The sequence below is a fragment of the Pseudomonas sp. PA15(2017) genome (assembly GCF_001945395.1).
Lineage (GTDB): Bacteria > Pseudomonadota > Gammaproteobacteria > Pseudomonadales > Pseudomonadaceae > Aquipseudomonas.
The window spans coordinates 1-26,131 of sequence record NZ_MSXV01000012.1 but is presented as its reverse complement, the minus strand read 5'-3'; the positions used below and the strand labels follow the sequence as shown (position 1 = coordinate 26,131).

General features: G+C 63.5%; 26 protein-coding genes. 12 read left to right on the top strand and 14 right to left on the bottom strand.

Annotated elements, in window-relative coordinates; genetic code table 11:
* Positions 1-131: 131 nt before the first annotated feature.
* A complete protein-coding gene (locus tag BVH03_RS05870) occupies positions 132-1,655 on the bottom strand; it encodes a fumarate hydratase (protein ID WP_075960310.1) in 1,524 nt (507 codons plus the stop codon).
* A gap of 195 nt (positions 1,656-1,850) precedes the next feature.
* Here BVH03_RS05870 and BVH03_RS05865 point away from each other — a divergent pair, with 195 nt between their 5' ends.
* Positions 1,851-2,978, top strand: coding sequence for a diguanylate cyclase (locus BVH03_RS05865; protein WP_075960309.1), 1,128 nt, complete (start codon positions 1,851-1,853; stop codon positions 2,976-2,978).
* Positions 2,971-3,909, top strand: coding sequence for an iron-sulfur-binding ferredoxin reductase (locus BVH03_RS05860; protein ID WP_075960308.1), 939 nt, complete (start codon positions 2,971-2,973; stop codon positions 3,907-3,909). Before BVH03_RS05865 ends, BVH03_RS05860 begins: the two co-directional genes overlap by 8 nt.
* A gap of 60 nt (positions 3,910-3,969) precedes the next feature.
* Here BVH03_RS05860 and pyk read toward each other — a convergent pair whose 3' ends face one another.
* Both pyk and BVH03_RS05850 read right to left on the bottom strand, forming a co-directional pair.
* Positions 3,970-5,421: a pyruvate kinase gene (pyk, locus tag BVH03_RS05855; RefSeq protein ID WP_075932663.1), complete on the bottom strand. Its 1,452-nt coding sequence runs from the start codon at positions 5,419-5,421 to the stop codon at positions 3,970-3,972.
* A 71-nt stretch (positions 5,422-5,492) separates the two neighbouring features.
* Positions 5,493-6,401, bottom strand: a complete 909-nt coding sequence (locus tag BVH03_RS05850; protein WP_075960307.1) for a universal stress protein — start codon at positions 6,399-6,401, stop codon at positions 5,493-5,495.
* 180 nt (positions 6,402-6,581) lie between these two features.
* Between BVH03_RS05850 and BVH03_RS05845 the strand changes: the two genes are divergently transcribed.
* The 3 genes from BVH03_RS05845 (at position 6,582) to BVH03_RS05835 (ending at position 7,833) form a co-directional block, all read left to right on the top strand.
* Positions 6,582-6,959 carry a tol-pal system YbgF family protein gene (locus BVH03_RS05845; protein ID WP_075960306.1) on the top strand — a complete coding sequence of 126 codons (378 nt, stop codon included), beginning with the start codon at positions 6,582-6,584 and terminating at the stop codon, positions 6,957-6,959.
* Between the two features lie 33 nt (positions 6,960-6,992).
* Positions 6,993-7,415: a DUF4124 domain-containing protein gene (locus BVH03_RS05840; RefSeq protein ID WP_075960305.1), complete on the top strand. Its 423-nt coding sequence runs from the start codon at positions 6,993-6,995 to the stop codon at positions 7,413-7,415.
* A gap of 61 nt (positions 7,416-7,476) precedes the next feature.
* Positions 7,477-7,833 (top strand): PilZ domain-containing protein, encoded by a 357-nt coding sequence (locus tag BVH03_RS05835; RefSeq protein ID WP_075960304.1) that lies wholly within the window; start codon positions 7,477-7,479, stop codon positions 7,831-7,833.
* 528 nt (positions 7,834-8,361) lie between these two features.
* On the opposite strand, the gene fdxA is transcribed toward BVH03_RS05835, so the two are convergent.
* The 7 genes from fdxA to BVH03_RS05800 form a co-directional block, all read right to left on the bottom strand.
* Positions 8,362-8,685, bottom strand: coding sequence for a ferredoxin FdxA (fdxA, locus tag BVH03_RS05830; protein WP_075960303.1), 324 nt, complete (start codon positions 8,683-8,685; stop codon positions 8,362-8,364).
* 272 nt (positions 8,686-8,957) lie between these two features.
* Positions 8,958-11,525 (bottom strand): DNA mismatch repair protein MutS, encoded by a 2,568-nt coding sequence (gene mutS / locus BVH03_RS05825; RefSeq protein ID WP_075960302.1) that lies wholly within the window; start codon positions 11,523-11,525, stop codon positions 8,958-8,960.
* A 109-nt stretch (positions 11,526-11,634) separates the two neighbouring features.
* Positions 11,635-12,618, bottom strand: a complete 984-nt coding sequence (locus BVH03_RS05820) for a D-glycerate dehydrogenase (RefSeq protein ID WP_075960301.1) — start codon at positions 12,616-12,618, stop codon at positions 11,635-11,637.
* 12 nt (positions 12,619-12,630) lie between these two features.
* Positions 12,631-13,914: an MFS transporter gene (locus BVH03_RS05815; RefSeq protein ID WP_075960300.1), complete on the bottom strand. Its 1,284-nt coding sequence runs from the start codon at positions 13,912-13,914 to the stop codon at positions 12,631-12,633.
* 36 nt (positions 13,915-13,950) lie between these two features.
* Entirely contained in the window at positions 13,951-14,880 is a 930-nt protein-coding gene (locus BVH03_RS05810) for a sugar kinase (protein WP_075960299.1), read from the bottom strand.
* Positions 14,873-15,655 (bottom strand): sugar phosphate isomerase/epimerase, encoded by a 783-nt coding sequence (locus BVH03_RS05805; protein WP_075960298.1) that lies wholly within the window; start codon positions 15,653-15,655, stop codon positions 14,873-14,875. Before BVH03_RS05805 ends, BVH03_RS05810 begins: the two co-directional genes overlap by 8 nt.
* A 58-nt stretch (positions 15,656-15,713) precedes the next feature.
* The gene (locus tag BVH03_RS05800) at positions 15,714-16,751 is read right to left on the bottom strand and encodes a substrate-binding domain-containing protein (protein ID WP_075960297.1); all 1,038 of its coding nucleotides are present in this window, start codon (positions 16,749-16,751) and stop codon (positions 15,714-15,716) included.
* 160 nt (positions 16,752-16,911) lie between these two features.
* Between BVH03_RS05800 and BVH03_RS05795 the strand changes: the two genes are divergently transcribed.
* The 3 genes from BVH03_RS05795 (at position 16,912) to recX (ending at position 19,012) form a co-directional block, all read left to right on the top strand.
* Positions 16,912-17,412 carry a CinA family protein gene (locus BVH03_RS05795; protein WP_075960296.1) on the top strand — a complete coding sequence of 167 codons (501 nt, stop codon included), beginning with the start codon at positions 16,912-16,914 and terminating at the stop codon, positions 17,410-17,412.
* A gap of 83 nt (positions 17,413-17,495) precedes the next feature.
* Positions 17,496-18,548, top strand: a complete 1,053-nt coding sequence (gene recA, locus BVH03_RS05790) for a recombinase RecA (protein ID WP_075960295.1) — start codon at positions 17,496-17,498, stop codon at positions 18,546-18,548.
* The gene (gene recX, locus BVH03_RS05785; RefSeq protein WP_075960294.1) at positions 18,548-19,012 is read left to right on the top strand and encodes a recombination regulator RecX; all 465 of its coding nucleotides are present in this window, start codon (positions 18,548-18,550) and stop codon (positions 19,010-19,012) included. Before recA ends, recX begins: the two co-directional genes overlap by 1 nt.
* 76 nt (positions 19,013-19,088) lie before the next feature.
* Here the strand turns inward: recX and BVH03_RS05780 are convergent, their stop codons facing one another.
* Together BVH03_RS05780 and BVH03_RS05775 are read right to left on the bottom strand one after the other, a co-directional pair.
* Positions 19,089-20,150, bottom strand: coding sequence for an LOG family protein (locus BVH03_RS05780; RefSeq protein ID WP_075960293.1), 1,062 nt, complete (start codon positions 20,148-20,150; stop codon positions 19,089-19,091).
* A gap of 51 nt (positions 20,151-20,201) precedes the next feature.
* Positions 20,202-20,603, bottom strand: coding sequence for a quorum-sensing-regulated virulence factor family protein (locus BVH03_RS05775; RefSeq protein WP_075960292.1), 402 nt, complete (start codon positions 20,601-20,603; stop codon positions 20,202-20,204).
* A 243-nt stretch (positions 20,604-20,846) separates the two neighbouring features.
* On the opposite strand from BVH03_RS05775, the gene BVH03_RS05770 reads away from it, so the two are divergent.
* A complete protein-coding gene (locus BVH03_RS05770) occupies positions 20,847-21,557 on the top strand; it encodes a tRNA-uridine aminocarboxypropyltransferase (protein ID WP_075960291.1) in 711 nt (236 codons plus the stop codon).
* Here the strand turns inward: BVH03_RS05770 and BVH03_RS05765 are convergent.
* Positions 21,541-22,437 carry a DMT family transporter gene (locus BVH03_RS05765; protein ID WP_075960290.1) on the bottom strand — a complete coding sequence of 299 codons (897 nt, stop codon included), beginning with the start codon at positions 22,435-22,437 and terminating at the stop codon, positions 21,541-21,543. The genes BVH03_RS05770 and BVH03_RS05765 overlap by 17 nt on opposite strands.
* Before the next feature lie 158 nt (positions 22,438-22,595).
* On the opposite strand from BVH03_RS05765, the gene erdR reads away from it, so the two are divergent.
* Positions 22,596-23,246 carry a response regulator transcription factor ErdR gene (erdR, locus tag BVH03_RS05760; protein WP_075960289.1) on the top strand — a complete coding sequence of 217 codons (651 nt, stop codon included), beginning with the start codon at positions 22,596-22,598 and terminating at the stop codon, positions 23,244-23,246.
* Between the two features lie 75 nt (positions 23,247-23,321).
* Entirely contained in the window at positions 23,322-23,693 is a 372-nt protein-coding gene (locus tag BVH03_RS05755; protein ID WP_177344893.1) for a diacylglycerol kinase, read from the top strand.
* Between the two features lie 283 nt (positions 23,694-23,976).
* Here BVH03_RS05755 and BVH03_RS05750 read toward each other — a convergent pair whose 3' ends face one another.
* Positions 23,977-24,903, bottom strand: coding sequence for a LysR family transcriptional regulator (locus BVH03_RS05750; RefSeq protein WP_075932678.1), 927 nt, complete (start codon positions 24,901-24,903; stop codon positions 23,977-23,979).
* Between the two features lie 122 nt (positions 24,904-25,025).
* Here BVH03_RS05750 and fpr point away from each other — a divergent pair, with 122 nt between their 5' ends.
* Positions 25,026-25,805: a ferredoxin-NADP reductase gene (gene fpr, locus BVH03_RS05745; RefSeq protein ID WP_042552040.1), complete on the top strand. Its 780-nt coding sequence runs from the start codon at positions 25,026-25,028 to the stop codon at positions 25,803-25,805.
* Positions 25,806-26,131 lie beyond the last annotated feature (326 nt).

The window sequence follows — 26,131 nt, the reverse complement described above, 5'->3', positions numbered from 1 at the left end:
GCTACGTTGATCGCCTGTAGCCCGGTGTTGAGCGAAGCGATATCCGGGGGCGGTTGACGCCTAGAAACGCAGAAGCCCGGCACTAGGCCGGGCTTCTACTTGCAGCTTGAGGCGTGTCGCTTGCGGCTGCCTTACTGCACTTCCACCGCCAGGCTTTCGGCGATCTTCTTGTTCCAGATCGCAGGACCCGTGATGTGCACCGACTCGCCGTTGCTGTCGACGGCGACGGTGACCGGCATGTCCTTGACCTCGAACTCGTAGATCGCTTCCATGCCCAGCTCGGCGAACGCCAGCACCTTGGACTTCTTGATCGCCTGGGCGACCAGGTAGGCGGCGCCGCCGACGGCCATCAGGTACACGGCCTTGTTGTCCTTGATCGCGTCGATGGCGGTCGGGCCGCGCTCGGATTTGCCGATCATGCCCAGCAGGCCGGTCTGCTCGAGGATCTGCCGGGTGAACTTGTCCATCCGCGTGGCGGTGGTCGGGCCGGCTGGGCCTACCACTTCGTCGCCGATCGGGTCGACCGGGCCCACGTAATAGATGAAGCGGCCTTTCAGGTCGACCGGCAGTTCTTCACCCTTGTTGAGCATCTCGACCATGCGCTTGTGCGCGGCGTCGCGGCCGGTGAGCATCTTGCCGTTGAGCAGGATGGTTTCGCCCGGCTTCCAGCTCTGCACGTCTTCCGGGGTCAGGGTGTCGAGGTCGACACGGCGCGCCGACGGGCCGGCTTCCCAGACGATTTCCGGGTAGGCGTCCAAAAGTGGCGCTTCCAGTTCGGCCGGGCCGCTGCCATCGAGCACGAAGTGGGCGTGACGGGTGGCGGCGCAATTGGGGATCATGCACACCGGCAAGGATGCGGCGTGGGTCGGGTAATCCATGATCTTGACGTCGAGCACGGTGGTCAGGCCGCCCAGGCCCTGGGCGCCGATGCCCAGCCTGTTGACCTTCTCGAACAGCTCCAGACGCAGCTCTTCGATCTTGTTCTGCGGGCCGCGGGCCTGCAGTTCATGGATGTCGATGTGCTCCATGAGCACTTCCTTGGCCATTACCGCAGCTTTCTCGGCGGTACCGCCGATGCCGATGCCGAGCATGCCGGGCGGGCACCAGCCGGCGCCCATGGTCGGCACGGTCTTGAGTACCCAGTCGACGATCGAGTCGGACGGGTTGAGCATGGCCATCTTCGACTTGTTCTCGGAGCCGCCGCCCTTGGCCGCGACGTCCACTTCCACCTTGTCGCCAGGGACGATGGAGTAGTGGATTACCGCCGGGGTGTTGTCCTTGGTGTTCTTGCGGCTACCTGCCGGGTCGGCCAGGATCGAGGCGCGCAGCACGTTCTCGGGCAGGTTGTAGGCGCGGCGCACGCCCTCGTTGATCATGTCGTCGACGCCCATGGTGGCGCCGTCCCAGCGCACGTCCATGCCGACCTTGACGAAAACGGTGACGATGCCGGTGTCCTGGCAGATCGGCCGGTGGCCGGTGGCACACATGCGCGAGTTGATCAGGATCTGCGCCATGGAGTCGCGGGCAGCCGGCGATTCTTCCTTCAGGTAGGCTTCGTGCATCGCCTGGATGAAGTCGACGGGGTGGTAGTAGGAGATGAACTGCAGGGCGTCGGCGACGCTCTGGATCAGGTCGTCTTGCTTGATCACGGTCATGTAGGGCGCTCCCTTGTAGGGCAGGAACTTCAAATGCCGGAGCGTTGCCGGCGCGTGCTAAAAGGCGCGGCAGTATACCGCGCAGGCGGCGCGCGGGACACCCGTTGGGCTGGCGCGATAACTCCACGCATTGACTAGGCTTTTGCATGGCGCACGGTTAGAGTGGGGGCCAGTTGCCAGTATGGGAGGGAGCCCATGACCTCCAGCAACCATCCACTCAATCAAAAGACCCTGCAGCGCCTGCTGATCAAGCGCTTCGGCATGGCCGCGGCCACCTACCTGACCCTCTCCGTCGTCGTGCTGGTGGCTTATTTTTGTGGCCTGTTCAGCGCGGCCGGCGATGCGGTCGCGCTGCTGCTGGGCGCTACCGTGATCAGCCAGCTGGCATTTCTCGGCGTGTTTCTCAGTGGTCGCAATCTGGGCTTCGCTGATCCGAGCCTGACCGAGGTGCAGGTGCTGGTCGCCCTAGGCCTGACCACGGCGCTGGTCGCCATGCTCGACAATGGGCGCGGCAGCCTGCTGGTGGTCTACCCGATGTCGATGCTGTTCGGGCTGTTCCAGCTGCGCACCTGGGTGTTCTTTCGCTGCGCGTGCCTGGCCTTCGGTGGTTTCCTGGCCATCAATATCTACGAGTTCCAGGCCGGCATCACCCGGGATGTCGGCCTGGCGGTGCTGCAGGTTTGCGTGCTGGGCCTGGTGCTGGCCTGGCTGAACCTGTTCGCCTGGTACATGCAGCAGATGCGCCTGCGTATGCGCAAGCGCCGCTTCGCCCTGCAGGCGCACCAGGAAACCCTGCGCGGCATGATGCGTCAGCTCGAGGACATGGTGGCCACCGATGAACTCACCGGCCTGTACAACCGCCGGCATTTCCTGCGCATGGCCGCCCAGGCGCTGGAGAGCCTGACGCCCCTGCGCCAGCACGGCCTGGCACTGATCGACCTGGATCACTTCAAGAGCATCAACGATCGTTACGGCCACGCTGCCGGCGACCGCGTGTTGCAGGCCTTCGCCGGTGTGGCCAGCGCCTGCCTGCGCGAAGATGACGTGATCGCCCGCTACGGTGGCGAGGAGTTCGTGCTGCTGATACCCGATACCGATGCCGATTCCTTCCTGGCCTGCTGCGAGCGCCTGCGCGTGGCATTCAGCGAGTGCGAGCCGGTTAATGTTAAGGTGCCTGACCTCAGCCTGTCCGTGGGAATGACCCTGGTGAACATGCACGACGATCTCGATGAAGCCCTGCATCGGGCCGACCAGGCGCTCTACCAGGCCAAGCGCGGCGGGCGCAATTGCAGCGCTTCGACTTGGATGCTGGCCGATGCCTGAGCTGCGCCTCGGTGAGCGCCGCTGGGCAGTGGCTGCTGCCAGCAACCTGCTCGATGCCTTGCTCGGCGCCGGCGTAGCGGTGCCCTACAGTTGTCGCGCCGGCAGTTGCCAGGCCTGCATGGTGCGTTGCGTGGCGGGCGAGCCACGCGACGCCAGGCCCGATGCCCTCGATTCGGCGCGCCGCGAGCAAGGTTGGCGGCTGGCTTGCCAGTGCAGCGTGGTCGAGCCCTTGCAGGTGGAAGTATTCGACCCGACCCGCGATGGGCTGCCGGCACAGGTACAAGCCCTGGATTGGCTCAGCGAGCGGGTAATGCGCCTGCGCCTGCAGCCGCAGCAACCCCTGCGCTACCGGGCGGGCCAGCACCTGCTGTTATGGACGGCCGACGGTATCGCCCGACCCTACTCGCTTGCCTGTCTGCCTGGGGAAGACGCCAGCCTGGAATTTCATATCGATTGTGGCCGGCCTGGCGCTTTCTGTGATGCCGCCCGGCAACTGCGGCTAGGTGACAGTCTGCGCCTCGGCGCGCTGAGCGGCGGGGCGCTGCGCTACGACGCTGACTGGCAGGAACGGCCGCTGTGGCTGCTTGGCGCCGGAACCGGCTTGGCGCCGTTGTGGGCCGTGTTGCGTGAGGCGCTGCGTCAGGAACACCAGGGGGCGATCCGCGTCGTGCATCTGGCCAGCACGGGTGACGAGCATTACCTGGCGCAGGCGCTGCGGGAGGTCGCCGAGCATAATCCGCAGGTGCAGGTCGAGCTGATCGAGGCGGCGCAGTTTCCCGCTTTCCTGTCGACCCTGCGCCTCGCGTCCCGGCAGACGGTGGCCTTGCTCTGCGGCGGTTCCGAGGCCGTGGAAGCGTTCTCACGGCGCCTGTACCTGGCCGGCCTGCCGCGCAGCCAGCTACTGAGCGACCTGTTTCTGCCCCACGCCTGATTATCCGGCACACATGAAAAGGCCCGCATCGATGCGGGCCTTCTCGTTATTGCGCCAGGCTCAGACCAGTGCGTCACCGACATGCAGGATCTTCATGCCGTTGGTGCCGCCGATGGTGTGGTAGCTGTCGCCCTTGGTAAGGATGACCCAGTCGCCTTGCTCGACCAGACCACGCTTGAGCAGCTCGTCGACCGCTGCCTGGCTGACTTCGCCCGGGGGCAGGGCGGCCGGGTCGAATGGAATGGTGTACACGCCGCGGAACATGGCCGAGCGCGCTTGAGTGTCGCGGTGCGGGGAGAACGAGTAGATCGGCACCGAGGAGCGGATACGCGACATGATCAACGGGGTGTAGCCACTCTCGGTGAGCGCGATGATCGCCTTCACGCCCGGGAAGTGGTTGGCCGTGTACATGGCCGCCAGGGCGATGCTTTCGTCGCAACGCTCGAAGGTCTTGCCGATACGGTGGCTGGAGCTCTTGCCGGTCGGGTGACGCTCGGCGCCCAGGCAGATACGCGCCATGGCCTGCACGGCTTCCAGCGGGTAGGCACCGGCGGCGCTCTCGGCCGACAGCATCACCGCGTCGGTGTAGTCGAGCACGGCGTTGGCTACGTCGGAGACCTCGGCACGGGTCGGCATCGGGTTCTGGATCATCGACTCCATCATCTGGGTCGCGACGATCACCGCCTTGTTGTGGCGACGTGCGTGCAGGATGATCTTCTTCTGGATGCCCACCAGCTCGGCGTCGCCGATTTCCACACCCAGGTCGCCACGGGCCACCATCACCACGTCGCTGGCCTTGATCAGGCCGTCGAGGGTTTCGTCGTCGGCGACCGCTTCGGCGCGCTCGATCTTGGCGACCAGCCAGGCCTTGCCGCCGGACTCGTCACGCAGCTGGCGGGCGTATTCCATGTCCGCCGCGTCACGCGGGAAGGACACGGCCAGGTAATCCAGATCCATTTCGGCCGCGAGCTTGATGTCGGCCTTGTCTTTCTCGGTCAGAGCCGGGGCGGTGAGGCCGCCGCCACGACGGTTGATGCCCTTGTGGTCGGACAGCGGGCCGCCGATCAACACGACGCATTCGAGGGTATCGGGGGTGGTGCTTTCAACGCGCATGACCACGCGACCATCGTCGAGCAGCAACTCGTCGCCGACGCCGCAATCCTTGACCAGATCCGGGTAGTCGATGCCGACCACCTGCTGGTTGCCCTCGGTCAGCGGATGGCTGGTGGAGAAGGTGAAGCGATCACCGACTTCCAGCTCGATACGCTTGTTGGCGAACTTAGCGATGCGGATCTTCGGGCCTTGCAGGTCGCCCAGCAGAGCCACGTGGCGGCCATGCTTGGCGGCGATGTCGCGTACCAGCTGGGCGCGTGCCTTGTGCTCGTCCGGCGAGCCGTGGGAAAAGTTCAGACGGGCGACATCCAGCCCGGCCAGGATCAGCTTTTCCAGCATCTGTGGCGAGTTGCTGGCTGGGCCGAGGGTGGCGACGATTTTGGTGCGGCGAACGGTCATGCGCGGACTCCTTGATTGAAGCAGACCGCGAGGCTACTACGCCGCCGCGCTGTAGTCATTGTTCCGCTGCACTACTTTTCGGCAGGCAACTTGACCACCAGCAGGTCGCAGTCCACCGATTCGAGCAGCCGCTCGGCGGTGTGGCCGATCAGGATGGTGTCCAGCCGGCCGCGGGCGATGGCGCCCATCACCAGCAGGTCGGTTTCGTGCTTGCGCACGAAGCGCGGCAGCATGTTTTCCGGCGCACCTTCGAGCAGGTGAGCGGCGTCCGGCGCGATGCCGTGCTGGCGAATCAGGTCGTCGAAGGCCTTGTGATGCTGCTGTGCGTCATCGTTGACGTATTGCTGATAGGTGGCCAGCAGCTCGGCATTGTTGAGCAGGGTACGCGGCAGCGGCGCGTGGCAATGCACGATATCGGCATGCATGCCCAGGGCCTCGGCAAGCGCCTGACTGGTGTCGATCAGGTGATGATCGAGGGTGGCCGGCTTGTCGTCCTTGTGCAGCGGATCGACGGCGGTGCACAGGTTGTGCCCGCGCCATTCGGCATGGTGCACCAGCCACAGCGGGAACGGGCAGTGGCGCATCAGCTGCCAGCAGCTGTCGGTCAGCAGCAGGCGGCGCAGCAGATTGTTGTGGGCGGCGGACTTGAGCACCAGGTCCGGTTGCAGCTGTTCGGCGGCTTCGAGCACCGTTTCATGCAGGCGTTTGCCCCAGCGAACTTCCTGCTGCAGGTCCAGGCCTTCGCTCCGCAGCGGCGCCAGCAGCTCCTGCAGCCAGGTGTTGCGCTGCTCGAGCAGCGCTTCCCGAGCCCTGTTCTGCAGGCTGTTTTCCAGCATGCTGCCATCCAGGGCGGCGCTATACTCGACCAGCAGCACGTGCAGGCGTGCCTGGGAGCGGCGGGCCAGCCAGGCGGCACGTTCCAGGGCCGGGTGGCTGGGTTGGCTGGCGTCGATCACGACCAGTAGCTTTTCGAGTTTCATGGGGTCGACCTCGCAGAGTGATTGTCTGGCATTGCAGCCCATCCTTATCGGGCATGCGTTGATCTGAATCAGCCTAGAGGATCTCCCGCGATTGTTCGTCGCCCTACGCAATGCAGCATGTTGCGACTGTTCAGTTTTCGCGGGCTTCGCCGATACGCTGCTCATTGGAGGAGAAAACCCATGCGTATTCTGTTGTTGCTGTGCTGTGTCCTGGTCGTTGGCGGCTGCACCCGCATGTCGCTCGATCATCATCTGAACAAGGCCTACCAGGCTTACGACCGGGGCGATTGTGAAGACGCCTTGCTGTACCTGTCCCAGGCCGAGCGGTCGAGCCGTTCGCGCAGCTATATCCAGCCGGAGATTTCCCTGCTGCGCGGGCAATGCCTGGAGCGGCAGAACCTCTACCTCGATGCGGCGCAGACCTACCAGTTCATCATTAGCCGCTACCCCGCCAGCGAATACGCCTTCCGAGCCCGTGCGCGGCTGGAAACCTTGCGTCAGCTCGGCCATCATGGCGTGCGGGAGCCCGCCAAGGTATCGCCTGCCGGAGCGCTCTGACGGCACAGGATTGCTCGCCGGGGGAAGGCCGCGATGCGCGCTTTACTAAGTCTGTTGCTGCTACCTTGCCTGGCTTTCGGGCAGGTGTACCGTTGGGTCGATGAAAACGGCCAGGTGCATTTCGGCCAGCAGCCACAAGGCGCCGAGGCGCGGGTGATCGAGGTGCGTGCGCAGGTGGTCGAGCGCGATGCCGCTACCCAGGAGCGCGAGCAGCGTGCCGAACGCTACTTCCAGGCCCGCCGCGACGAACAGGCCCAGGCGGCGCAGGCTCGCCGCGAACAGCAGGCACAACTCGCTAAGGCGTGCGCCCAGCTGCGTGCCCATCTCGCCTCGATGCCCGAAGGGCGTCGCTACTACCAGCCAGGCGCCAATGGCGTACGTCATTATTACAGCGATCAGGAGCTGGACGCGGCCCGGGCCCAGCTCGCCAGCCAGTTGTCAGGCCGCTGCCAATGAACGCTGGTCAGTTCGCCAGGTAGGCGGCATACTCGACTAACACTCATAGCGCTCTGCCATCATGAACGCCAATCGCCATATCGAGCGGCATCAATTGCCGTACTACCTGAACGTCTTCAATGCCTTTACCGACAAACCGATCGGCCATCTGGGCAATGTGTCGGCGGAGGGCCTGATGCTGATCAGCCAATTGCCGGTACTGGTTGGCGGCTGCTTCGACCTGCGGTTGAAGATCCCGGGTTGCGACGGCTTCCGCTATGTCGACTTCACGGCCACCTGCCTGTGGTGCCAGGAAGACGTGACGCCAGGCAGTTTCGATTCGGGCTTCGCACTCGAGGCGCCACCCGAGGACTATCTCGAGATGGTCGAGGCGCTGCGTCACTACTTCAGCTTTCACCCGCTCGCGGCCTCGGTATGACGGCCTGAAAAGGCCGATCATGCACCACGCCACCTGTTTCGCTTCTTTTCTTCCTGGTCATGTAAGACATTGCTTACACGCACTGTAAGCAAAGATCACGGTTTAGCGCTTGGAAACTGACTTTTTGCAAATTTATACTTTCAACTACTTGAATATAAAGGGTTTAACTATTTTAGTGGCGCACGCTTCGGTCAGCGCCAGGCGCTGACGGGGCGTTGTGATAAATCCTCGAGTCGCTAATATCTGAACCGTGCTCAGGGACAAACACAGGCTGTAAAGGAAAACAGTCAGGACATCGCGGGATGCGATTCATCAGGATGATGAGTTGGGAGTTTCAGGGAATAGGGACAAAAGAGTGGGCGGTTAAAACCGCCCCTTTTTTTGCCTGCTGAAAAGTGCTCGTGCAGCCTCTCTTATTTGCGGCCATGGATCACCAGGGCGCAACCAGGCCAACTTTTCAGGCGCCCATGAAAAATGCCGCACCCATTCGGGTAGCGGCATTTTCATCGACGGCTGACGCCGCCTCGCTCAGCGCTCGAGGTGCTGCAGCTTGTCTTTCACACCATCCCACTCTTCGGCATCGGACAGAGCGTCTTTGCGCTCGGTGATGTTCGGCCAGACTTCCGCCAGCTCGGCGTTGAGCTCGATGTATTCCTGCATGCCATCAGGTATCTCGTCTTCGGAGAAGATGGCCTGTGCCGGGCACTCGGGTTCGCAGAGCGCGCAGTCGATGCATTCATCCGGGTGGATCACCAGGAAGTTCGGGCCCTCGTAGAAGCAGTCCACCGGACAGACTTCCACGCAGTCGGTGTACTTGCACTTGATGCAGTTGTCGGTGACGACGAAGGTCATTTCTAGTTTTCTCCTCGGGCTACGGCAGCGAGCAGTTTCTGTATCGGCCGCTCTTAGGCTCTGGAATGGGCTTGCGGGCCAAGCTAACAAGCCGTCGAAAACCACCTGCGTTGGCAATACTGCGTTAAAAATGGCCAAAAAATGCTCATTTACAACACTTTTTCGGCCGTTTTTGCCTTGTCTTGCCTGCCTCGCCTAGGTTTTCAACGGCCTGCTAAAGCCCGCAGCGCTCCCGGAGCGCGCGGGATTCTATCAGCTAGTTGGCTGCGGCGTTAGACCCGCGCCTTCCATGCATATAACAGTTCGAGTGCCTTGCGTGGGCTAAGGTCATCCGGATTGACCAGTTGCAGCTCCTCCAGCACGGGGTGCGGCAGGCTGGCGAACAGGTCGCTCTGCATCGGCGTGGCCGCTTGCCCTGCACCTTGTGGCGGCAAGTCATGGGGCAGGCTGGTGGTTTCCAGGCGAGCCAGATGCTCGCGGGCACGCAGGATCACCGGACTCGGTACGCCTGCCAGTTGCGCCACGGCCAGGCCATAGCTCTGGCTGGCCGGCCCGGGCAGCACATGGTGCAGGAAGACGATGCGCTCGTTGTGTTCGGTGGCGTTGAGGTGCACGTTGGCCACCGCCGGCTGGCTTTCCGGCAGCACGGTAAGCTCGAAATAATGGGTGGCGAACAGCGTGTAGGCACGCAGGCTGGCCAGTTGCTCGGCCGCTGCCCAAGCCAGCGACAGACCGTCGAAGGTGCTGGTACCGCGGCCCACTTCGTCCATCAGCACCAGGCTGCGGTCACTGGCGTTATGCAGGATGTTGGCGGTCTCGCTCATCTCCACCATGAAGGTCGAACGGCCGCCGGCCAGGTCGTCGCTGGAGCCGATGCGGGTGAAGATGCGGTCGACCATCGACAGCTCGCAGCGCGCCGCCGGTACGAAGCTGCCGATATGGGCGAGCAGGACGATCAGCGCGGTCTGGCGCATGTAGGTGGACTTACCGCCCATGTTCGGGCCGGTGATGATCAGCATCCGTGTGGCATCGTCGAGCTTCAGGTCGTTGGCGACGAACGGTGTGGTCAGCACCTGCTCGACCACCGGGTGGCGACCTTGCTCGATCAGCATGCACGGCTCGTCGACGAAGCGCGGGCGATTGAGGTCCAGGTTCAGGGCACGTTCGGCCAGGTTGCTCAGCACGTCCAGTTCGGCCAGTGCGGCGGCGCTGTCCTGCAGCGGGCCAAGGTGGCCGATCAGGCGCTCCAGCAGTGCTTCATAGAGCTGCTTTTCGCGGGCCAGCGCACGGCTCTTGGCCGACAGCGCCTTGTCTTCGAATTCTTTGAGTTCGGGGGTGATGAAGCGCTCGGCGCCTTTCAGGGTCTGGCGACGGATGTAGTCGGCCGGCGCCGACTCGGCCTGCTTGCTCGGCAGTTCGATGAAGTACCCATGCACGCGGTTATAGCCGACCTTGAGGTTGGCGAGGCCGGTACGGGCCTTCTCGCGTGCTTCCAGATCCATCAGGTACTGGCCGGCGTTCTCGCTGAGCGATTGCAACTCGTCGAGTTCGGCGTCGTATCCGGTCTTCAGTACGCCGCCATCGCGAATCACCGCCGGCGGGTTGTCGATGATCGCCGTCGACAGCAGCGCGGCCAGCTCCGGGTAGGTGCTGATGGTGCCTGCCAGCGAGGTCAGGTGGGCGCAGTCGAGCTGGGCCATGGCCTGTTGCAGCTCGGGCAGGGCGCCAAGGGCATCGCGCAGGCGCGCCAGATCCCGCGGGCGCGCATTACGCAGGCCGATGCGGGCGAGGATGCGCTCCAGGTCGCCGATCTCCTTGAGCTGCGGCTGCAGGGTTTCGAAACGGTAGCGGTCCAGCAGGCAGGCAATCGACTCCTGGCGGGCTTCGAGCACCGTGCGGTCGCGTAGCGGACGGTTCAGCCAGCGCCCGAGCAGGCGGCTACCCATGGCGGTCTGGCAGCGGTCGACCACCGATTGCAGGGTGTTGTCGCGGCCGCCGGCGAGATTGACGTCCAGTTCCAGGTTGCGGCGGCTGGCACCGTCGAGGATCACCGTGTCGTCGATGCGCTCATGGCGCAAGCTGCGCAGGTGGGGCAGGGCGGTGCGCTGGGTTTCCTTGGCATAGGCCAGCAGGCAGCCGGCTGCGCCGATGGCCAGGGTCAGGGTTTCGCAGCCGAAGCCCTTCAGGTCCTGGGTGCCGAACTGTTGGCACAGGCTCTTCTGGGCCGTGTCGCGTTCGAAATCCCAGGGCGCGCGGCGACGCGAGCCACGGCGCTTCTCGGCCGGCAGGCCCTGGGGCCAGTCATCGGGAATCAGCAGCTCGGCAGGGTTGAGACGCTCGAGTTCGGCCAGCAGGTTTTCCCAGCCTTTTATCTCCAGCACGCTGAAACGGCCGCTGGTGATGTCCAGCACGGCGAGGCCGAACAGGCGCTCGTCACCCAGTACGGCGGCCAGCAGGTTGTCGCGGTGTTCGTCGAGCAGCGCTTCGTCGCTGATGGTGCCGGGGGTGATGATGCGCACCACCTGGCGTTCCACCGGGCCCTTGCTGGTGGCCGGGTCGCCGATCTGCTCGCAGATGACCACCGACTCGCCAAGCTTGACCAGCTTGGCCAGGTAGCCTTCGACCGAGTGAAACGGAATGCCGCACATCGGGATCGACTGGCCCGCCGATTGCCCACGGGCGGTCAGGGTGATGTCCAGCAGTTTGGCGGCTTTCTTGGCGTCCTCGTAGAAAATCTCGTAGAAGTCACCCATGCGATAGAACATCAGCTGGTCCGGGTGCTGGTTCTTCAGTTTCCAGTACTGCTGCATCATCGGGGTGTGCGAGGAGAGGTCACTCATACGGAGGATCGATCCGGTTGCCTGTTGGATAGCCCGCTATTGTCCAATAACTCGCCGAATTTGTCGGCCCCGGATCATCGTTCTCACTGCCACCTCGACTCGTACCGCCTCAGCACCTCGCCTGCCAGACTTCGGGATTGACCAGGTTGGCCGGGCGCTTTCCGGCAAGCGCGTCAAGCAGATTGTCCACCGCGCAGCGTGCCATGGCCTCCCGCGTTTCGTGGGTGGCCGAACCTGAATGGGGCGTGGCCACCACGTTGGGCAGGCGCAGCAGCGGCGAGTCACTCGCCAGGGGTTCGCGCTCGAAGACGTCCAGCCCGGCGCCGCGCAACCGCCCCGCCTGCAGGGCCGCGATCAGCGCAGCCTCATCAAGCACCGGCCCGCGCGAAACGTTGACCACAATGGCATGAGCGGGCAGCTGGGCGAGTTCATAGGCACCGAGCAGGTGGTAGGTCTCGTCACTCAGCGGGACGGTGACGCAAAGAAAGTCACAAGCTGGCAGCAACTCGTGCAAGGGCAGAAACCGTGCCCCGTAGCGCTCGTTGGCCAGTGGCTTGGAGGTGCGCGCTGTGTAGTTCACGTGCATGCCGAAGCCCAGGCTGGCGCGCCGGGCAATGGCCTGGCCGATGCGACCCATGCCCACCAGACCGAGAGTCTTGCCATGCACGTCGCAGCCGAAGTGTGCTTCGCCCAGGCCCGCCCGCCATTGCCCGGCTCTAACCCAGTTCGCCAGTTCGACGGTGCGCCTCGCGCTGGCAAGCAGGAGCGAGAAGGCGGCGTCGGCGACGCTTTCGGTGAGTACGTCCGGGGTGTTGCAGAGCAGGATGCCACGCCGCGCCAGCTCGGGCAGGTCATAGCTGTCGAAGCCGACCGAGACGCTGGCGATGGCCTCAAGACGCGGGGCCAGATCCAGTAGTTCGGAGCTGAGGGTGAAGCTCGATCCGAGCAGGCCTTGAGCCTCTGGCAGCCGCTCGCGTAACCGCGCCTCACCGCCTGGAGCCTTGACGTCGACATATTCCAGATCGAAGGCTGCGCTCAGACGGGCTGTCTGAGCGGGTGAAAGGGCCTTGTAGTGGATCACCTTCTTCTTCATTAGCGGATCTCCTCAGGAACGGATGGTGGGCTTGAGTGGCGAGGTGGTGGGCGGCTGGGGCTGGCGTACCAACAAGGTGAGGGCCACCGCTACCAGGAGGGAGCCGCCCATGAAGCAAAAGGAGGCCGCCGGGCTGCCAGTCACGCCGTTCAGGTAGCCCACCAGGTAGGAGCCGACAAAGGAGCCCAGGGCGCCCATGCTGTTGATCAGTGCCATGGCTCCACCGGCCACGTTGCCTGGCAGGATTTCCGGCACGATGGCAAAGAACGGGCCGTAGGGGGCATACATGCAGCCGCCGGCAATGACCAGCAGGGCGTAGGACCACCAGAAGTGTTCGCTACCCAGAGCGTAGGAGCCGAGAAATGCCAGGCCGGCGATCAGCAGTGGCGGCCAAACAAATAGCTTGCGGTTCTGTAGGCGATCCGACGCCCAGGACACGCCGAGCATGGCCAACACGGCGGCCAGGTAGGGCAGCGCCGACAGCCAGCCGGCCTGAACGATGTCCAACTGGGCGGCCTGGCGCAGGATCGACGGCAGCCAGATGACGAAGCCGTAGACCCCGATGCTCCAACAGAAGTATTGCATCGACAACAGGATGACCTTGGGCGAGCGAAAGGCCTGGGCGTAGTTCTTGACCGGTTTCATGCCCGCCTGCTCGGCCTTGAGCGCCGCCTCCAAGCGGGCTTTCTGTGCAGGTTCCAGCCACTTGGCATCCTTGGGGCGGTCGTCGACCACGCGCCACCAGACAAAGGCCCAAATTACCGCGGGCAGGCCCTCGATAATGAACATCCAGCGCCAGTCGAGGGCCTGGATCAGGTAACCCGATACCACCGACATCCAGAGGATGGTCACCGGATTACCAAGGATCAGCAGAGTATTGGCCCTTGAACGTTCCTGGCGGGTGAACCAGTGGCACAGATAGATGAGCATTGCTGGCATCACCGCGGCCTCGACCACGCCGAGAAGAAAGCGAATGGCGATCAGCAGAGTGACGTTAGGCACCATGCCGGTCAGGGTGGCGAGGCCGCCCCAGGCGATCAGGCTCCAGAAGATCAGGCGCTTGACGCTACGCCGCTCGGCGTAGATGGCGCCGGGTACCTGGAAAAAGAAATAGCCGAGAAAGAACAGCGCGCCGAGCAGTGACGACATGGCTGACGTGATGCCCAGATCGTCGGCCATGCCCGAGGCGGCGGCAAAACCGTAGTTGGCCCGGTCCAGGTAAGCCAGGCTGTAGGTGATGAAGACCACTGGCATCAGATACCACCAGCGGCGCGGAGCGAGAGGGGACGTGTCCATAGGTTCACCTGTTTGATTGTTTTTGTCAGGGACGGATTAGGGCAGTTCGCAGCGCTGGGGCATGCCCTCCATGTCGCCGACTACCTGGACGGCGCGGGCACCGATCCAGTTGCCGCGGGCTACCGCAGCAGCGACGTCTAGACCTTCGAGCAGGGCGCTCACGAAGCCGGTAGCGAAGCCATCGCCGGCACCCACCGTATCGATCACCTCGGCCACGGCAATGCCCGGCACAAGGCCTTCAGCGTCGACGGTGCGCCAGTAGCTGCCCCGGGGGCCCAGCTTGATGGCCACGACCTGGACGCCGCGCTCGAGGTAGAAGGCGGCAATATCCGGTGCGGTGCGGTAGCCGGTCAGCAACTGCCCCTCGGCCAGGCCGGGCATTACCCAGTGGGCCAGGGCGCTGAGTTCGTTGAGTTCCTGCCGCATCTGTCGTTCGCTGTCCCATAGCGAGGGGCGCAGGTTGGGGTCGAAGGAGATACTGCGTCCGGCACCGCGCATGGCTTCGAGCAAGTGGCGACTGAACGCTCTGGCGCTTGACGACAGGGCCGGTGGAATGCCGGTGGCATGCAGGTGGCGTGCGGAGAGCAGCGTGACGTCGTAGTCCTCATCGATGTTCAGATGACTGGCCGCCGAGCCCCGGCGAAAGTATTCGACGACCGGGTCGGTGCCATCACTCGCCCGGGCCTTGAGCTGGAAGCCGGTGGGGTGCAGGGGGTCGACCTTCAGGCGTGTGCAGTCGATGCCCTCGGCTTGCAGGCTGGCGCGCACGAAGCGGCCGAAAGAATCGTCGCCGACCCGCGACAGCCACGCCACGTTGAAGCCCAGGCGACTGAGGCCGATGGCCACATTGTTGTCGGCACCGGCGATGCGCTTGCCGAACTGCTCGACGCTGGCCAGGTCACCGGGCGTTTCGGCTACGAACATGGCCATGGTTTCGCCAAAGGCAAGAATGTCGAATTCAGCCATGGCGCGGCGCCTCCTGCCGGAGGGCGTCCAGGCTGCGCAGGGCTTGCACCTGGAGCCGGGCTTCGGCGGCCAGGTCGGGGCCGGCCAGGGGAAATTCTATGGCGCATCGCAGGTCGTCGGGAAAGTACGCCATCAGATCCTGCCAGGCCCGCAGGTCGGCAGCCTGGGGCGCGACGGCGCGCAGCTTTGCTCCGTCGCGCCTTACGGCTTTGCAGTGTAGATAACGCACCTGATGACCAAGCAGGCGGGCAGCGCTGCGTGGATCCTCGTCCTGCCAGCACCAGTTGCCAATGTCGAAGGTCAGGCCCAGGGGCAGCTGTGCAGCCTGCACCGCGTCGATGAAAGTGTGCAGCGGCGCGATCCGGCCACCGTGGGCGCTTTGGTCGTTTTCTACCAGCAATTGCGGGCCCCTGGCGTCGAGCAGGTCGGCAATGGGCGCCAAGTCAGCGTTGCGCGTGTAGTGACCCAGGGACACCTTCAGGGAGTCGGCGCCCAACGCCTCTGCCTCGGCAAGTGACGCGGCCAGGTGGGGCGACAGCGCCCCTCCGGCGTCAGGCCAGAGCTCCAGCGGCACGGAATAGACGCAGGCAAGGCCTGCCTCAGCGATCCTGGTGCCGAGGGCGGTGAAGTCAGGTGCGGACGTGAACAGCTCGGCACGGATTTCCACGTGGCTGGCGCCTGCACCAGCGATGAGGTCGAGCCAGGCAGCCTGGCCATGAGTGCGAACCAGGTCGGCGCCAAAGGCCGACGTGGTGATGGCGATTTCCGATGGCATTATTATTCTCCTGAAACCGGTTTCATACAATGGCAAAATAGCGCGCGCAGTGGAGGGCTCAGTTTCTGCTGCGCGTCGACTGGCGGATGCGAAGTTCGGCGGTGAAGCGCTGCCAGGTCGGTGCGCTGCGGTCGCCTTCGATACGCTTTTGCAGGCGTTCGAAGGCTGCGACACCCAAGGCATGGGTCGGCTGGGCCAACGCACTGATGCCGCCACCGACCAGCGCAAGCCAGTCCAGGTCATCCAGGGCCAGCAGGCCGATGCGCTCGAACAGGGGCTCATCTAGGGCCTGCAGCGCCAGGGTGGCGGCGAGGGTCGCCACGCCGTTGGTAGCGAGTAATGCCTTGGGGCCCGGCCCAGGGCTGGCGAGAAAGTCGCCAAGTGCTGCCCGGAGCACTTCGGGAGAGTCGGCCCGGGTGCAGTAGCGGCCTTGGCAGCCGGGGAGGCCGGCGAGCAAGGTATTGAAGGTGTCCAGGCGCTGTTGCCGCGAACTGGTGCCGTCGAGCGGCTCGCTGATCAGCAGCAGATCCCGGTAACCCTGAGCCAACAGATGGTCCACGCCCATTTCGATAGCCTGGTGGTTGTCCAGGCCGACCAGGTCAGCGTCGACTCCCGGCAGCTCGCGGTCAAGCAGTACCATTGGCAGGCGACGGCCCAGCTGCCTGAGGTCGGCGGCGTGCTGGCCAAAGGTGTTCACGATCAGGCCTTCGATACTGTAGGACTGCAGCGCGTCCAGCTGCTGGCGCTCCTGGCGCGGGTCCTGATCGGTGTTGCAGATCAGCAGCGAATAGCCCTGCTGGCGACACGCCGTTTCTGCACCGTGCATCACCGCGGTGGAATAGGGATTGAGCAGGTCGGCGACCAGCATGCCAATCAACCGGCTGCGACCACGCTTCAGCCCGCTGGCCATCCGGTTGGGCTGGAACTGCAAGGCCGTCACGGCCTGTTCGATGCGGGCTGCCAGGGCATCGGACAACAGGTGACGATCACCGCCGATATAGCGCGACACGCTGGCTTTCGATACGCCGGCGGCGGCCGCCACTTCGGTGATGTTGGCCCGCTCGGCGCGAGGGCGTGGTAAAAGACTATCGTCCATGGCGCACCTGGTATTGGAATTGTTTAGGCACTTGAAACCGGTTTCAGTAAAGCGTCACTGTCGCTGTCGGGCAAGGCGGTCTAAGGTGTGAGCCGACCAATGGTCGCTATAGGTTTGCGCCTGCTGTGGCCAGTATCTATTGCCGGTAAGGAGCGTTTTGATGAGTGCGATCGATAATCTCGCCGCACGGCTGGGGGACGCCTTGAAGGCCGCAGGCGCACAGGTCACCACCGCCGAATCCTGTACGGGTGGCGGCATAGCCGAAGCCATCACCCGCATCGCCGGCAGCTCGGCCTGGTTCGAGGCCGGCTTCGTGACCTATTCCAATATCCAGAAAGTCCGCCAGTTGGGCGTGCCCGAAGTGCATTTCGCTGCGGTAGGCGCGGTCAGCCGCGAGGTGGTCGAAGCCATGGTGCGCGGCGCCCAGGCCCACAGTGGCGCCCGCTATGCCACGGCGGTCAGCGGCGTTGCCGGGCCGGGCGGCGGTAGCCGGGAGAAGCCGGTCGGCACCGTGTGGATCGCCTGGGGTGATGGCGACACCCTGTTCAGCCGGCGCTTCCAGTTCTCAGGAGACCGGGAAGCGGTGCGCCTGCAAACCGTGGAAGCGGCGTTGCAGGGGCTGTTACGACTACTGGACGAAGAAAATCCCGCTGCGGGGTAGGCGAGTACCGAACCCTGTGGAATAATACTGTCTACTTATACAGTTATTGGCCGTCAGGCCCTTCTGATCACGTGAGGAATACAATGGACGAGAACAAGAAGCGCGCGTTGGCGGCTGCCCTGGGCCAGATCGAGAAACAGTTCGGCAAGGGCGCGGTCATGCGCATGGGCGATCACGACCGTCAGGCCATTCCGGCCATTTCCACCGGCTCCCTGGGCCTGGACATCGCGCTGGGCATTGGCGGCTTGCCGAAAGGCCGGATCGTGGAAATCTACGGCCCGGAATCCTCGGGCAAGACCACGCTGACCCTGCAGGTCATCGCCGAAGCGCAGAAGGCAGGCGCCACCTGCGCCTTCGTCGACGCCGAGCACGCGCTGGACCCCGACTACGCCGGCAAGCTGGGCGTCAACGTCGACGACCTGCTGGTCTCGCAGCCGGATACCGGTGAGCAGGCCCTGGAAATCACCGACATGCTGGTGCGCTCCAACGCCATCGACGTGATCATCGTCGACTCCGTTGCCGCCCTGGTGCCGAAAGCGGAAATCGAAGGTGAGATGGGCGACATGCACGTCGGCCTGCAGGCTCGCTTGATGAGCCAGGCGCTGCGCAAGATCACCGGCAACATCAAGAACGCCAACTGCCTGGTGATCTTCATCAACCAGATCCGCATGAAGATCGGCGTGATGTTCGGTAGCCCGGAAACTACCACCGGTGGTAACGCCCTGAAGTTCTACGCCTCGGTTCGCCTCGACATCCGCCGCACCGGCGCGGTGAAAGAGGGTGATGAGGTCGTCGGTAGCGAAACCCGAGTAAAAGTGGTGAAGAACAAGGTCGCCCCGCCTTTCCGTCAGGCCGAGTTTCAGATTCTCTACGGCAAGGGTATCTACCGTAACGGTGAAATCATCGACCTCGGCGTGCAGCAGGGGCTGGTCGAGAAATCCGGTGCCTGGTACAGCTACAAAGGCAACAAGATCGGTCAGGGCAAGGCCAATGCTGCTAAGTTCCTGGAGGACAACGTGGAAGTGGCCCGCGAGATCGAAGGCCAGATTCGCGACAAGCTGCTGGTCGTGTCTGGCCCGGCGGCAAAAGCCGGTGCCACGGTTGATGATCTGGCGGATACCGAAGCTAACTTCTGATGCCCGCTGTTCTGGATAACAGCGCGGCGGTGCGGCATGCCGCCATGGACCTGCTGGCTCGCCGCGAACACGGGCGTGTCGAGCTGGCGCGCAAGTTGCGCCAGCGCGGAGCCAGCGACGAGCACATCGAAACAGCCCTCGATCGCCTGAGCGAAGAAGGGCTGTTGTCCGAAGCGCGTTATCTGGAGAGCTTCATCAGTTATCGCGCGCGCTCGGGGTTCGGCCCGCAGCGCATTCGCGATGATCTGTCCCAGCGCGGCCTGGCGCGAGCGGATATCGACCAGGCGCTGCGCGACAGCGGTATCGATTGGCGCGAGGGCTTGCGGGAAACCTGGCAGCGCAAGTTTGCCGGGCAGTTACCCGACGACGCTCGCGAGCGAGCCAAGCAGATGCGTTTTCTGGTCTATCGCGGCTATCCGATGGATCTGGTCGGTCAATTGTTGCGTGGCGGCTTCGACGACTGATCTGCGCCCATTCAGGTCGAGCCACCCGGTTCGCCATACCTGACGCCCAGGCGTGTCTCTCCTTTTGGCGTCATGTTCAGCTCAGCCAATGCGGCGGCTGATTGATCACGTCGAGCAATTCCCGCAAACGTCCTGCATTACGTCCGCTAAAGGCGAACGTCAGCCTTGGCAGTTTATGCAGCTCGGCACCGTCGACGCGTTCGTTACCGGCTGGTTGCTGCTGGATGTCGCCATGCTTGCACAGGTCGCTGAACTGCAGGTTCAACTGGCTTAATGCGTCGTCGGTAAGGGGATGGCGCATGCGTACCACGAACTGATCCTGCAGCCAGCGGCTGGAATGGTAGTTGGCGTAGAAACGATCGATTTCCCGGGCGGCCGACTCGGCGTCGTGTACCAGGCGCATCAGGTTCAGGTCGCTGGACAGGATGTAGCCGTTGCTGTCCAGATTCTGCTGGATGTAATCGAGCAAGCCCTGCCAAAAGGTGCCATCCGGCTCGTCGAGCAGGATCACCGGTACCAACGGGCTCTTGCCGGTCTGGATCAGGGTGATCACTTCCAGAGCTTCATCCAGGGTGCCGAAGCCGCCGGGGCAAAGCACCAGTGCGTCGGCTTCCTTGACGAAGAACAGCTTGCGCAGAAAGAAGAAATGGAAGGACAGCAGGTTGTCGCTGCCTTTCATGACCGCATTGGCGGATTGCTCGAAGGGCAGGGTGATGTTGAAGCCCAGGCTGTTGTCGCGGCCCGCGCCTTCGTGGGCGGCGGCCATGATGCCGCCCCCGGCGCCGGTGATCACCATCAGGTCATGGCGGGCGAGTGTCTCGCCCAGCTGCCGCGCCAGGGCGTAGACCGGATGACCGGGTAGGGTGCGCGCCGAGCCGAACACGGTGACCTTGCGGCGATGGCGAAAGCGACCGAGCATGGCGAACGCGCGCTCGAGCTCACGCAAGGTCTGCAGCATGATCTTGGCATCCCAGCGATTGCGGTCGGCCTGGGCCATGCGCGCCACGGTGACGAGCATTTCCCGGTACAGCTCGACGTTGGCGCTACCCGCTGGCGTGATCAGCGCCGCCAGGGCATCCAGCTCGGCTGCCAGTGCATCGCCGCTCGCCGGCAGGCTGCCATTCGCGTGGTTGTCCATTGCGCTACTCCTTATGCGTCAATGCCCCGAGTTCTAGCACAACCCCATGACTTACAGGCGACAGTCGGCCTTGCCGAAGCGCTCGGTAGTAATGGGGCGGTTGCTCTGTATCTCGCTGAAGTCGTAGCGCAGCACTGCACCGCTGGCCAGCAGCTTGCGAAAGCCTGGATTGCTGCACACGCTGTTGGTCAACTGAGCGCGAACGGTATCGGGGTTGCCGCGCATTTGCGAGGCATGGGAGGGGCGGACGCTGAGGTGGTTGATCAGCTCGTTGCCCTGGACGGTGTAACCGCGGTCGAGAATGTCTTCGTTGATGGCGCGCGGCGTGCCGGCGCTGCTTTCCTTGGCCACCTTTTCCAGGGTTTTGGTGAGCTCGTAATCCTTGAGCGACGCAGCGTGAGCGGCTGGCAGGAGCAGGCTGGCGAGGAGAACGGATAGGGCGATACGCTGCATGAGCAGACTCCTGAAGGCAGTGAGCGGTAATAGACCGGGCTCTTCTGGTTATGTTCGTTCTGGCGAATACGTCGACAACCGATGATCGATGTTACCAAGCTTGTCGCCTGTGCGGCGTGCGTATTGAGCGGCACTGCATGGCCAGCACTTGGTAAACTATGCACCCCCTTGCCAGGCGACTCGGCCAGTCATGTATTTACCTGCTTTTCATCGCGTGATCTTCACCCCATCGAGCGAGCGTCCATGACTCACGCCGTTCACGCACTACGCGCCGCGCGCCTGGCGCGTAGCGTAAAACCCTTTCTGGCCCGGGGCTCGCGGGCTGCGCGTTGCCCGCAGTGCCGCCTGGCGAGTACGCACTGCCTGTGCGGGTGGAAGCCGAATGTCTCTGCCGACGCCGGTGTGTGCCTGGTGATGCATGATGTCGAGGCGCTGAAACCCAGCAATACGGGCTGGCTGATTGCTGACGTGGTGGCCGATACCTCGGCTTTCGGCTGGTCGCGAACCGAGTTCGACGCGGCGCTGCCGGCCTTGCTCGATGACCAGCAGTGGCAACCTTATCTGGTGTTTCCTGGCGAATATGCCGAACCCGAGCGGGTGGTGACGTCGGTCGATACCACGACCGGCAAGCGGCCGCTGTTCGTGTTGCTCGATGCGACCTGGACGCAGGCGCGCAAGATGTTTCGCAAGAGCCCTTATCTGGATGGCCTGCCGGTGCTCAGTCTGCAGCCGGAGGCGCTGTCGCGCTATCGGTTACGACGCTCCAAGCGTGATGATCACCTGTGCACCGCGGAGGTCGCGGCCATGTGCCTGGAGTTGGCCGGTGACGAGCGCGCTGCCGATGCCCTGAATGCCTACCTGGACGTATTCAGCGAGCATTACCTGGCCTCCAAGGCGCCCCGCGCCGTAAACCTCGACGACGACCTGCACGCGCGACTCAAGCCGTTTCTTTGATGCTCGCCGGCTTCGGCCACAGCTGGGCGAGCAGCATGCCGGCGAACATCAGCCCGCAACCAACGTAGCCGCGCGAGGAAAGCGACTCGCCCAGCAGCAAGGCCCCGGCGATGGCAGCGAACACGGCCTCCAGGGACAGGATGATCGCCGCGTGGGAAGCAATCGCATGCTTCTGGGCGATGACCTGCAAGGTAAAGCCCACCGCCACGCCAAAGATGCCGCCGTAGAGAATTGCAGGCAGCGCCTGGATGATCTCGGTGCCGGGTAGCCGTTCGTAGACCAGGGCCAGGGCGAGGCTGATCACCGCGCAGGTGATGAACTGCACCAAGGCCAGGAGCAGCGCATCATGGCGGGCTGCGAAAACGCCCACCAACAGCACGTGAATGCCCCAGACGAAGGCGCCGGCCAGCTGCAGCAGGTCGCCTGAAGCGACATGGAAGCCCTCGCCGACGCTGAGCAGGAACATGCCAAGCACTGCCAGCGAAGCACCCAGCCAGATGCCCTGCCCGGTCTTGTGGCCCAGTAGCAGGCCGAGCAGGGGTACCACGATTACATAGAGGCCGGTGATGAAGCCTGAGTTGGTGACGCTGGTGAACAGCAGGCCGACTTGCTGCAGGTTGATGCCCAGCGCCAGCACCGCGCCCATCAGGCTGCCGCCAAGCAATACCGGGCGGCTGATGGGCGAGGCCGGTTGAACGCTGCGGCGACGCAGCAGCACGATCACCGGCAGCAGCACCACCACCGCCAGGGCGAAACGCAGGCCGCTGTACAGGAACGGCCCGATGGCATCCATTCCCAGGCGCTGGGCGACGAAAGACGAGCCCCAGATCATCGCGGTGACCAGCATCAGCAAGTCGGCGCGCAGCGCGTGGTTGGGCATGGTGGTGAGCTTCCTGCAAAAAGGCCGCAGACTTTGCCGCAAAGCGCTGCGCTTGACCACCCCGCTTGCGCTCGGCATGCTGGCGGGCGCCGTACGCCGCACTGTCAGGCAGATGGGGTCTGCAGCACGGTATGCCTATAAAAAGAACAGGATCTGCCATGGTCGCTTACGAAATCCTGATAGCTGATGATCATCCGCTGTTTCGCAGTGCGCTGCAGCAAGCCTTGACGATGGGCCTCGGCTCCGGCGTGCGCCTGGTGGAAGTCGCCAGCATCGCCGAGCTGGAAGCCCGGCTGGCCGAGAAGACCGACTGGGATCTGGTCCTGCTCGATCTCAACATGCCCGGTGCCTACGGGTTCTCCGGGCTGGTGTTGCTGCGCGGCCAGTATCCGCAGATTCCGGTGGTGATGATTTCCGCCCAGGAAGAAGCGGCCGTGGTGGTGCGCTCCCGTGAGTTCGGCGCCAGCGGCTTCATTCCCAAATCCAGTTCGCTGGAAGTGATCCAGCAGGCCGTGCGCCAGGTGCTGGAAGGCGAAGTCTGGTGGCCGCCACAAAGCGAGGAAGCGATCAGCCTGTCCTCCGAGGCGAAAGCGGCCAGTGCTGGCCTTGCCAGCCTCACGCCGCAGCAGTTCCGGGTGCTGACCATGGTCTGCGAAGGCCTGCTGAACAAGCAGATCGCCTTTGAGCTGAGCGTTTCCGAAGCGACGGTGAAGGCCCATGTAACGGCCATTTTCCGCAAGCTCGGGGTGCGCACCCGGACCCAGGCCGCGCTACTGCTGCAGCAGTTGGAGTCGGTGCCGGCCGCCTGATGGGTTTGTGGCGCATTTCACGAGATTTTCACGATGCGCTCGCGTACCCTGCGCGCCTTTCTCTGCCATAGCTCATTGCCCATGTCGCCGTTCAAAGGACAAACCGGTCTCAAGCGTATTCTCAATGCCGCAGGCTACTCGCTCGATGGCCTGCGCGCGGCCTTCACTGGCGAAGCGGCATTTCGCCAGTTGGTGCTGCTCAACGTGGTGCTGATTCCCGTTGCGCTGTTGCTCGATATCAGCCGCGTCGAGCGCGCGCTGATGGTCGCCGTCTGCCTGCTGGCGCTGATCGTCGAACTGCTCAATTCGGCGGTCGAGGCGGCCATCGACCGTATTTCCCTGGACCTGCACCCATTGTCCAAGACCGCCAAGGACATGGGCAGCGCTGCGCAATTGGTGTCCCTGACGCTGATCGCCAGCGTATGGGCGTTGATCCTGCTCGGATAGCGGCTAGGGTCTGTTCCCGTTTCACGCACGGCCGCGCCGGAGCCAGTTTTTGCACGAGGCAAGGCACGAGATGCGAAGTTTGGCAGGCCAAATGAGCCATCGAGTAACGCCGCGTCGCGCAAAAACTGGCCCGGCCCTCCGGGTTGCGCGGGAAATGACCTCCGCTGTCGTTGCAGGACTTGGCAAGGGAAGACGCGGACGGCTAGTCCATTCCCTGCGTCCTGCGCCTAAGCGGAGGCCATTTCTCGCGGCAACGCGGCTCGCGCTGAAACGGGAGCAGACCCTAGCGCACCGCTGGCAAGACGATCTCGTCGCTGCGGCGAATGCCGGCGGTCAGCGCCCGGCACATGTCGAGAAATTCACGCATGGCGGCGGTCTGGTATTTCTGGCGGTGCCAGATGAAATAAAACTGCCGGCGCAGGTCCAGATCCGGCGTTTCCACGGGAACCAGGCTGCCACGGCGAAAGGCATCGCGCAGCGCCAGTCGTGAAATGCAGCTGATGCCCAGGCCGGACTCCACCGCGCGCTTGATCGCCTCGGTATGTTCCAGTTCGAGGCGTACGTTGAGCGCATCGGAGTGGTGGCGCATGGCCTGATCGAAGGTCAGCCGCGTACCGGAGCCCTGTTCACGCAGGATCCAGTCCTCGCCGCTCAATTCGCGGATACCGGCATGCCCGCGTTTGGCCAGCGGGTGCTGGGGCGCGCAGAACACCACCAGCTCATCCTCGACCCAGCTCTGCACCTCGATGTCCGGGTGATTGCAGTCACCCTCGATTAGACCCAGGTCAATCTCGTAATGAGCCACCTGCTGCACGATATGTGCGGTGTTCTGCACGTGCAGTTTCACCTGGCTCTCCGGGTGCACTTTCATGAAACCGCCGATCAGCAGGGTGGCCAGGTAGTTGCCAATGGTCAGCGTGGCGCCGACGGCCAGCGAGCCGAAGCCTGATTTACCGTTGAGCAGGTCTTCGATCTCCTTGGCCTGATCGAGGAGGGCGACGGCCTGGGGCAGCAACTGGCGGCCCAGGGCGTTGAGGCTCAGGCGTTTGCCGGCGCGGTCGAACAGCTGGCAGCTGGATTGCCGTTCCAGCTCGCTGATCGAGGTGCTGGCCGCCGATTGCGACAGGGCCAGTTGCGAGGCGGCCTTGGAGACGCTCTCCTGCTGGGCGACGGCGACGAATACCTGGAGTTGACGGAGTGTAAATCGCATATCTATATAACCGATAACCCATATCTTGATAATTCATTTAACAGATATTCTGGCCGCGATTAGAATGCCGCGCAATTGCGCTTAAGAATCAGCGCGCCCGACGTTTTCAGGAGCCCCCGTACATGAGCAACATGAACCACGAACGCGTTCTGAGTGTTCACCACTGGAATGACACGCTGTTCAGCTTCAAGTGCACCCGCGACCCGGGTCTGCGCTTCGAGAATGGCCAGTTCGTGATGATCGGCCTGCAGCAGGAAAACGGCCGTCCGCTCATGCGCGCCTACTCCATCGCCAGCCCGAACTGGGAAGAGCACCTGGAATTCTTCAGCATCAAGGTGCCCGATGGCCCGCTGACCTCCCAGCTGCAGCACCTCAAGGAAGGTGACGAAGTCATCATCAGCAAGAAGCCCACCGGCACGCTGGTGCTCGACGACCTCAATCCGGGCAAGCACCTGTACCTGCTCAGCACCGGCACCGGCCTGGCGCCGTTCATGAGCGTGATCCAGGATCCGGAAACCTACGAGCGTTTCGAGAAGGTGATCCTGGTTCACGGTGTACGCTACGTCAACGAAGTGGCCTACCGCGAATTCATCACCGAGCACCTGCCGCAGAACGAGTTCTTTGGCGACGCGCTGAAAGAGAAGTTGATCTATTACCCCACCGTGACCCGCGAGCCGTTCGAGAACCAGGGCCGCCTGACCGATCTGATGCGCAGCGGCAAGCTGTTCGCGGACATCGGCCTGCCGCCGATCAACCCTCAGGACGACCGCGCGATGATCTGCGGCAGCCCGAGCATGCTCGACGAAACCAGCGAAGTGCTCGACAGCTTTGGCCTGAAGATTTCGGCGCGCATGCGCGAGCCGGGTGACTACCTGATCGAGCGCGCCTTCGTCGAGAAGTGATCTGTTGAGCAGCTGCGCGTCGGCCCTGCTGCGTTGAAAACTGACTCAAAATGCTCATGTACAAAAGTACACTCCGCTTTTTCGCCAGTTTTCGCCTTGCATGGCTCTAGCTCGCAAGCTCCCTGAGTCACTAGTAGAAAAAACCGGAGTGCCCTTAAGGCTCTCCGGTTTTTTATGCCCAGAGCGCAGGCATAAAAAACGGGAGCCTTGCAGAGCGTGTGAAAACTCGCTGATGCAGGTAGTGATCCCATCAGACGCCCCGACATTGTTCGGGGCGTTTGCTTTTGTACGATTCGAAAGGTCGCGACCAACCTTTCAGGTGAGCA

Coding starts and splice junctions, on each gene's coding strand:
- BVH03_RS05870 (WP_075960310.1), bottom strand. CDS start 1,655: ATGACCGTGATCAAGCAAGACGACCTGATCCAGAGCGTCGCCGACGCC.
- BVH03_RS05865 (WP_075960309.1), top strand. CDS start 1,851: ATGACCTCCAGCAACCATCCACTCAATCAAAAGACCCTGCAGCGCCTG.
- BVH03_RS05860 (WP_075960308.1), top strand. CDS start 2,971: ATGCCTGAGCTGCGCCTCGGTGAGCGCCGCTGGGCAGTGGCTGCTGCC.
- pyk (WP_075932663.1), bottom strand. CDS start 5,421: ATGACCGTTCGCCGCACCAAAATCGTCGCCACCCTCGGCCCAGCCAGC.
- BVH03_RS05850 (WP_075960307.1), bottom strand. CDS start 6,401: ATGAAACTCGAAAAGCTACTGGTCGTGATCGACGCCAGCCAACCCAGC.
- BVH03_RS05845 (WP_075960306.1), top strand. CDS start 6,582: ATGCGTATTCTGTTGTTGCTGTGCTGTGTCCTGGTCGTTGGCGGCTGC.
- BVH03_RS05840 (WP_075960305.1), top strand. CDS start 6,993: ATGCGCGCTTTACTAAGTCTGTTGCTGCTACCTTGCCTGGCTTTCGGG.
- BVH03_RS05835 (WP_075960304.1), top strand. CDS start 7,477: ATGAACGCCAATCGCCATATCGAGCGGCATCAATTGCCGTACTACCTG.
- fdxA (WP_075960303.1), bottom strand. CDS start 8,685: ATGACCTTCGTCGTCACCGACAACTGCATCAAGTGCAAGTACACCGAC.
- mutS (WP_075960302.1), bottom strand. CDS start 11,525: ATGAGTGACCTCTCCTCGCACACCCCGATGATGCAGCAGTACTGGAAA.
- BVH03_RS05820 (WP_075960301.1), bottom strand. CDS start 12,618: ATGAAGAAGAAGGTGATCCACTACAAGGCCCTTTCACCCGCTCAGACA.
- BVH03_RS05815 (WP_075960300.1), bottom strand. CDS start 13,914: ATGGACACGTCCCCTCTCGCTCCGCGCCGCTGGTGGTATCTGATGCCA.
- BVH03_RS05810 (WP_075960299.1), bottom strand. CDS start 14,880: ATGGCTGAATTCGACATTCTTGCCTTTGGCGAAACCATGGCCATGTTC.
- BVH03_RS05805 (WP_075960298.1), bottom strand. CDS start 15,655: ATGCCATCGGAAATCGCCATCACCACGTCGGCCTTTGGCGCCGACCTG.
- BVH03_RS05800 (WP_075960297.1), bottom strand. CDS start 16,751: ATGGACGATAGTCTTTTACCACGCCCTCGCGCCGAGCGGGCCAACATC.
- BVH03_RS05795 (WP_075960296.1), top strand. CDS start 16,912: ATGAGTGCGATCGATAATCTCGCCGCACGGCTGGGGGACGCCTTGAAG.
- recA (WP_075960295.1), top strand. CDS start 17,496: ATGGACGAGAACAAGAAGCGCGCGTTGGCGGCTGCCCTGGGCCAGATC.
- recX (WP_075960294.1), top strand. CDS start 18,548: ATGCCCGCTGTTCTGGATAACAGCGCGGCGGTGCGGCATGCCGCCATG.
- BVH03_RS05780 (WP_075960293.1), bottom strand. CDS start 20,150: ATGGACAACCACGCGAATGGCAGCCTGCCGGCGAGCGGCGATGCACTG.
- BVH03_RS05775 (WP_075960292.1), bottom strand. CDS start 20,603: ATGCAGCGTATCGCCCTATCCGTTCTCCTCGCCAGCCTGCTCCTGCCA.
- BVH03_RS05770 (WP_075960291.1), top strand. CDS start 20,847: ATGACTCACGCCGTTCACGCACTACGCGCCGCGCGCCTGGCGCGTAGC.
- BVH03_RS05765 (WP_075960290.1), bottom strand. CDS start 22,437: ATGCCCAACCACGCGCTGCGCGCCGACTTGCTGATGCTGGTCACCGCG.
- erdR (WP_075960289.1), top strand. CDS start 22,596: ATGGTCGCTTACGAAATCCTGATAGCTGATGATCATCCGCTGTTTCGC.
- BVH03_RS05750 (WP_075932678.1), bottom strand. CDS start 24,903: ATGCGATTTACACTCCGTCAACTCCAGGTATTCGTCGCCGTCGCCCAG.
- fpr (WP_042552040.1), top strand. CDS start 25,026: ATGAGCAACATGAACCACGAACGCGTTCTGAGTGTTCACCACTGGAAT.